Raw genomic sequence first — 6,303 nt, forward strand, 5'->3', positions numbered from 1 at the left:
TACCGCCAAGTTCAGTAGAAATCTTTTCAAACTTGCCCTGAAATGTAGCTGGTCGACAGCAATCGTGACTGAGGAACGATCGGATCGTGCCTGTGGTTTCCCGCCGTGGCACCAACCCGGTGCCGCTGCAAGGAACCGGCCCCGATGACCAAGATCCGTTTCACAGCGTCTGCGGTCGCAGCCGCGGCCTTCGGTGCCGTTCTAATGTCAGCTGGTGCGGTTTCCGCCGCGACGCCCGCCCCGGCGCCGAGCCTCGTCCAGCCTGAGGCCCCGACCGTCCAGGTGCGGATGAGCCGGCGCTCGATGATGCGCCACCACACCATGCGGCGTCACATGATGCGCCGTGGCGGCGGCCGAACCATTGGAATGAAGAAGGGGCTCTGAACCTCAGACGCGGGGAAGCCTGCCGCCTGCATCGTCATTGGCCCACCCGGCTCCGGCCGCGGCGGGCTCTTTCGTTCTCTGTTAACCAGCCCGCGCTACGTCCCGGCCATCGAAGGGGTTCCTCTGGCCCTGACATCACCTCAGCCCGCCCGGTAACCGCCGTGGCGGGCTTTTTTGTGCCTGTACTACCCCTCGCCCGGATACACCCCGGTCGCCCGCCATATCCGAATTCGCAGGAGCCGGACCTGCGCGCGCCGCAGCGCCGAACTGGCATAGCCCCGAAGCGCTGGCTCGCCCGGCAGCCTCAGGATTTTGCGGTTATTCCGGCAGGTCCGGACAGCTCGAGTGCGCTGCGAGGCGATTTGTTCAGCAAGTGAGGCGCAATCGTACCAGCGGTGGAAGCCCTCGACGATTTTGCGGATCTCGGGGTCCGGTTCGTCCGTGATTTTGGGCCTATCCATCCGCATCGCGGCTTCCCCTGCGATCTCGGCCGGCACACTCGCTTAGCGAGCCTCCGCGCGCCAGCGGCTAGCGGGGAAACCTTGGGTTAGGATGAACGTATTTGGCTTGGGGACGGGTTCGGAAGGCAGCAGTGGCAGCATTCCAAATCACGGGAGAAGCTGATGGACGGCAGCACGCAGAACGAGGAAGCCGAAGCAATGCGGCTCGGCTCGGAAGCCGGGATGGAAGAGAAGCGCTTCGCGGGCGAATGTCCGTACGATCACACGGCGTTCGCCCTTCGGTTTGCCTGGCTGGACGGCTTCTCGAAGGGCCGCGTCGAGCTGGAGAAATCGACGGAGACCGAGCCGACAACCCGGGTCCAATAGCTAACGCTGAGTGTCGTCGCGTTGGCACATGGATTGCGTAGGCGTTCCAGGTGAAACACTTCCGCCTCACATTTTACTACCCGAGATAAACTCAGCCCGCCCGGCATCAGCCGCGGCGGGTTTTTCGTGCGCTCGACGGGTTTGCTGATCCGCTACGTCGCATGCGACTGCAAGCTGATGACGGAGCACACTCGGCGGGTGTCGAAGGCGTTGCGGGCTTTGAAGGCGGATCGAGTGGTGCGAGGCGTCGCGGATGGGCGGGGGAACCTACTCTGGCATACCAGCGCGCTTCATGACGCAGCAGGAGGCGCTTTCTGAGGAGGAGGCACCATTCCGAGAGCTTGTATATTTTGGACGTCAGGCACAGGCTTGCGTTCGAAGTCGGGCTTGTATGGGCATAGAGCTGGGAGCCCCCGCAGTAATCCTGCGCCACCGGCCAAAACCAATGGAAGTATGGTGTCCTTCGAGAGCTTTCCAACCTCGGGACTGGCCAATCCAATCAGAATTAATAAACTAGAGCAAAATGTAGACGCTCCATAGAGTACGTCCATCTTGTCCTTCATCATCGCGATATGGAACGAAGGAGTCTTATCGGTAAATATGTCCCAAATAGTATTTATAGAGAAAAACAGTCCTATCCAAACAAGATAGAACACCGTCATCTGATTTACATCAGGTGGAAAGAAGGCGATCTTTGCCCCCGCGGCAAGCGTGCTTGATACAGAGCTCCAAATCGCGAGGACCTTTTCCATATCGGTAGCTTAATACGGCTACCGATTGATAAACCAAGTGATCGCACCGCCAACAAGCCCACCACCTGCCGTTGCGGCGTCAATGTAAGAGGGCTTAAGCTGATGCAGCCACTCCTGCGCCGACGCGGCGGCAGCCACGTCATACAAGCCGAGCAAGGCAATGGCTGCCCCCGCACCAGCAAGGGAGCCCTTGCCGATCGTGACAACCGTCAGGAATGTCCGCCACGCTGCGGGGACTCTCATGTTAGGCTCAATGTCTCTCTGTGGTACGAGGGTCGTGGGCATGGCCGCCTCCTGGCTTCCATGTTTGACGTGCCCGCGGTTAGCGATCAGTTCATCCGAACCACCAACCTAAGGCTCATGTTCCGCCAAACATGAGCGCTGTCAATCGACATATAGGTAAGCGACGCTGACCTTTTCTAGGGTGCTCTGAGTGGTCTAGCGAGACAGTGAGTTTGTGCCATTCTCAATTTGATTGGTCTGAGAATGGGTTAGATCAGGCTGTCTGATTTGCCGCCCATTTATGCCGCACGCTGCCAATATCCCTTCCACTGCCGCGACACCGGGTGCGTGAGAGCCGCGTTCGTTGCCATAAGGTACTGGACGCCGTTGCTGACGCGTCGGTGATCCTCGTGCCTACCGCTGCGCTTCCCAAACCGGCACGCCGACAGGCCGCCCCGGGCGGTCCCGCCGGAAGGTCTGGTTCCCGTACTGGATCCAGGTGTCGCCAATCGCCTCGACGCGGCGGGCGTTGATCATCAGGCCGCCGCAGTAGTCGACGCGGACGACGCCGACGGTCGGGTGCACGCCGAACAAGTCGGTGGCCGTCCAGCCCAGGGCGACGGCGTCCTCTCCGAACCGATCGAGGAAGTCGATCGCCGCCTCGCGCATCTCCTGCCAGCGCTGAGCCGAGAACCCCGGACAAGGTGGCACCGTGGGCTTCATAGCCTCAAGGGCATCGCGCCAGGCCTGGACGTCGGAAGGCGTGGTTCGAGGCGGTGCGGGTGATGCCATGGATCTCGCCGGATGTGGGCCGGCGGGGATAGGAGTGCGGGCGGGGCGGCTCAACGTGGCTGTCGGCCGCCATCACCCCTGCCGCGCTTGTCGGTTGGCGAGGACGTCGGTGAACAGTTTCGACAGCGCGTACCGGCCCGACGCGTCGTAGACCTCGACGCTCCATCGGACCCGTCGCACGGCCTGCTGCCGAGCATTATATCGATCGCGACACGCTCGGCTTGGAAGCGCTTCAGCGCTGGATCGGCAGTCGCTTGCCCTGCAGAGGTCGGCCATGAGGTCGAAGCCGTCGGCTTAGGCGGAGCGCTTCAGCCTTCTGAAGGATCTGGCGCTGGTGGGTCGTAGCGCTCCCTGAGCTCGGCGCGCCCGCCTTCGGTGATCCTGTACTCGCTGCAGTCTGTTTTCGGGTCTGTGCGCCCCGTGGCGACGACTAGGCCCAGCACCTCAAGGCGTCTCATGTACGCGGTCACTTTGTAGAAGCTTGCGCCGGTCTGAGCCAAGGTCTGAAGGCGGTAGAGGCTGCCCGGTGGAAGCTTGTGCATCGGTCTGCAGCTCCTGGCTCAGCGCTGCACAGCCTCGATATCGTCCTCGTAGATCGAGTCCGGCTGACAAGCGTGCCACTGCTTCTTCTCGTCGGTCTGGCCTTTGCGACCCCAGCAGTAGCCGGCTTGTGCCAGGCGGCCACTGAGGCGATCTCGGAGACGGCATTGCTCTCGGGCGACGTCGGCATCTCCTGAGCCCTCACACGCCTGCGAGGCCTTCCTTTCAGCCGTCAGCAGCTCTGGGACAGTCGGCAGTTGCTGCTGTGCGCTGGCACTTCCGGCCATAGCGACGAGAGCGAGGGCGGTGAGGGCTATGCGCATGCAAGCAGGATAGCCCCAGGGATGGCGTTGTCGAGGCGCGTTGAGAGCACCGAGGTCCGCATCATGGGTCGACGCTCGACCTGATCACCACGCTGGCCTGGAAGCAGCGTAAGGGCGACGCCACCGAGAACGATGGCGTTTATGAGCTTGGCAACGCGCCTGCGCAGCCGGAGGCGGCGACTTGATGTAGAACCTTGATCGCTCAAAAGGCGTTCAAAGCCAGGGAATTCTGCATGAGTCCGATAGAGGTGCTCACTGAAGCGCGTTCGAGAGAAGTGCCTTGGCCTCTCATCGTGGAAGCCCTTCGCGAACTTATGTCGGCGGGCAGCGTCGACGACCAAGGCAGACCATGGGTCGAAGTAGCTGCGCATCTGACGGGCTATACAACAAGCCAACTGTGGATCAGCATTAGGACATATGCCTTCATTAAAAAATTTATCAATCTGAATAATTTGCCGTCACATGCCCTCGAATGGCCTATGTCAAATCTTGAGGTAATTACCCGCATTGCGAAGGCAAATGAATTTGAAGCCAAGAATATAGTTTGTGGCACGGATCGATTGACATTGCGGCAGTTACGCAACGTTTACGACCAAATCAAAAAAGAGCCCGGAAGCAAGATTTCTGCAATGAGTGCAGGTCTTCAATCGTCTAGATCATTTACCGGCAGATTATTTAAGAATATTTCCGAGCGCGATACACTTAAGAAAATTTTAGGCTTGGAGCAGAGCTCGCCACTTGGGCCACTCAAAATTTGGCCCGGACGGTATCCTTATTGCCATCCGAATTTTTACGTCGATTTCGTAATTGGTGACAAACTTCAAATTGCTGCATTCGAGGGGCTAAGGTTTTATGGAGATGTCAATTCACATGTCGCAACGAAAGCTGCGTTAAAAGCCGCCGTTGAAGGAACGTTCTTCGCGCAATACTATTTGTGTGCGCCAAATTGGGTGTCTATTGACGAGCTTGTTGCGCTCAGGGAAAAACTCGAACTTTTTAATGTCGGGATTATCCGTGTAGGCGAGGAAGGGGTGGATACAATTACTCACCCTCTTGGGCCCTCTTTACATGACCGGCAAGCCATCCTGTTGGAGGACAGTGCAATTCGAGCCCGATTGGGGATCAACCCCTAACGAAAGCCGAATAAAAAATGGCGTTGAAATATCAAAAGGCCCAGCTTCGAAGCTGGGCCTGGAGTGAGTCTCGGGCTCTTTCGATGAGCATGTGCGCGACCAATCGAGGCCGCGCACATATTAGGTTGGTTTAGAAGTCGCGCTGGACGCGGACCTTGGCCTGGAAGACGTCGTCGCTGACCGTGGTGCGAACGGCGCCGCCGGCGTTGATCGCGGCGATGCGCGAGTAGGCGGTCGGATCCTTGTCGGTGTCGATCACGCGGCCGTTCTTGACGCCGATCTGAGTGTAGAGGCCTTCCACACCGATATCGAGGTCCTTCACCGGCGACCAGATCAGGCTCGCGCCGGCGACGAACTGGTAGGTGTCGCGAAGCGCCTGGCTGAGCTGATAGAACCGGGTGCCGGGCGTGCCGACCGAGTTTGAACCGTACCCAGTACCACCGGTGAGCGTGAAAGCATTACCCTGACCGGCGCGGGCGCCGGCCGAGAAGCTCTGCTCGCCGTAGGAGCCGAAGGCGGCCGAACGCAACTCAGGCGACCAGTAGTGCAGGTACGAGCCGACCACGGTGAAGCTGTCAGAAAGCGACATCTGACCAGTGAATGGGTTGATCGTCGCATCGGAGAAGTACTGCGCGAACTTCTGACCCTGGATCGTGGTCGTGCTCTGGATGTACGAGCCGGTGTACGAGGAGTAGCCGGTGTACATCTGCGCGCCGACGCCGTAGGCGCCCTGCAGGTAGAGGGTATCGCCGGGGGAGATGAACGGCAGGTTGACCTTCACGCCGCCCTGGACCGCGTAACCGTACTCGTTGCTGGTGTGGGGGATGCTGACGTTGGTACCCGTGCCGGTACCGGCGCCATTGGCGACGTTGCCGACGTTCAGCTCGTGCACCGCGGCGGTGAGCTGGGCGGAGCCCCAGGCCGCATCGTAGCGCAGCGCGCCGACGAAGTCGGGCATCCGGTTGCGCTCGATGCCATCGACGAAGCTGTAGCGGGTCGGGTTCGCTCCAGTGTAGCCGATGAACACCGGGATCGGTGAGTTAGTCTGCCCGAACGCGGCGGCGGCCGTGTTGAGCGTCACGTTAGCTGCGTTGCTGCTCGGCGAGAAGATCGGCGTGCGGCGGAAGGTCGGGTCTTCGGCCGAGATCGTCGCCGAGAAGCCGTTGCCCAGCGTCGCGGTGTAGGCCAGCAGGTTGGTCGAGGACACGTCGGAGCCGGCGGTGGCGCCGGCCAGCTCGAAGTCGTGAGCGTAGAAGTCGAAGAACGACGAGGCGCGACCGGCGGTGAAGCCCGCGAACTGGATGAAGGCCTTGTCGGCGTTCACGTACTG

General features: G+C 60.3%; 9 protein-coding genes and 1 pseudogene. 3 read left to right on the forward strand and 7 right to left on the reverse strand.

The window, feature by feature from the left end:
• Nucleotides 1–144 precede the first annotated feature (144 nt).
• A complete protein-coding gene (locus MKK70_RS09500) occupies nt 145–384 on the forward strand; it encodes a hypothetical protein (RefSeq protein WP_243947208.1) in 240 nt (79 codons plus the stop codon).
• 185 nt (nt 385–569) lie between these two features.
• Here the strand turns inward: MKK70_RS09500 and MKK70_RS09505 are convergent, their stop codons facing one another.
• The gene (locus tag MKK70_RS09505) at nt 570–881 is read right to left on the reverse strand and encodes a hypothetical protein (RefSeq protein WP_243947210.1); all 312 of its coding nucleotides are present in this window, start codon (nt 879–881) and stop codon (nt 570–572) included.
• Nucleotides 882–1,007: 126 nt separating this feature from the next.
• Here MKK70_RS09505 and MKK70_RS09510 point away from each other — a divergent pair, with 126 nt between their 5' ends.
• On the forward strand, nt 1,008–1,211 hold the full coding sequence (locus tag MKK70_RS09510) for a hypothetical protein (protein WP_243947212.1): 204 nt from the start codon (nt 1,008–1,010) through the stop codon (nt 1,209–1,211).
• Between the two features lie 290 nt (nt 1,212–1,501).
• Here the strand turns inward: MKK70_RS09510 and MKK70_RS09515 are convergent, their stop codons facing one another.
• From MKK70_RS09515 to MKK70_RS09535, 5 genes and pseudogenes are all read right to left on the reverse strand, one after another.
• Complete coding sequence (locus tag MKK70_RS09515) at nt 1,502–1,963, reverse strand: hypothetical protein (protein WP_243947214.1); 462 nt, start codon at nt 1,961–1,963, stop codon at nt 1,502–1,504.
• Between the two features lie 18 nt (nt 1,964–1,981).
• On the reverse strand, nt 1,982–2,248 hold the full coding sequence (locus tag MKK70_RS09520) for a hypothetical protein (protein ID WP_243947216.1): 267 nt from the start codon (nt 2,246–2,248) through the stop codon (nt 1,982–1,984).
• 236 nt (nt 2,249–2,484) lie between these two features.
• Nucleotides 2,485–2,595, reverse strand: a pseudogene (locus MKK70_RS09525) (IS1595 family transposase); the annotation flags it as partial.
• 4 nt (nt 2,596–2,599) lie between these two features.
• Nucleotides 2,600–2,896, reverse strand: coding sequence for a hypothetical protein (locus MKK70_RS09530; protein WP_243947222.1), 297 nt, complete (start codon nt 2,894–2,896; stop codon nt 2,600–2,602).
• 389 nt (nt 2,897–3,285) lie between these two features.
• Nucleotides 3,286–3,519 carry a hypothetical protein gene (locus MKK70_RS09535; protein WP_147727486.1) on the reverse strand — a complete coding sequence of 78 codons (234 nt, stop codon included), beginning with the start codon at nt 3,517–3,519 and terminating at the stop codon, nt 3,286–3,288.
• Nucleotides 3,520–4,073: 554 nt separating this feature from the next.
• Here MKK70_RS09535 and MKK70_RS09540 point away from each other — a divergent pair.
• Complete coding sequence (locus tag MKK70_RS09540; protein ID WP_243947218.1) at nt 4,074–4,973, forward strand: hypothetical protein; 900 nt, start codon at nt 4,074–4,076, stop codon at nt 4,971–4,973.
• A 130-nt stretch (nt 4,974–5,103) separates the two neighbouring features.
• On the opposite strand, the gene MKK70_RS09545 is transcribed toward MKK70_RS09540, so the two are convergent.
• A partial coding sequence (locus MKK70_RS09545; RefSeq protein WP_243947220.1) for a porin occupies nt 5,104–6,303 on the reverse strand: 1,200 nt, incomplete at its 5' end.

The organism is Methylobacterium sp. E-041, from assembly GCF_022829665.1.
Classification (GTDB): domain Bacteria; phylum Pseudomonadota; class Alphaproteobacteria; order Rhizobiales; family Beijerinckiaceae; genus Methylobacterium.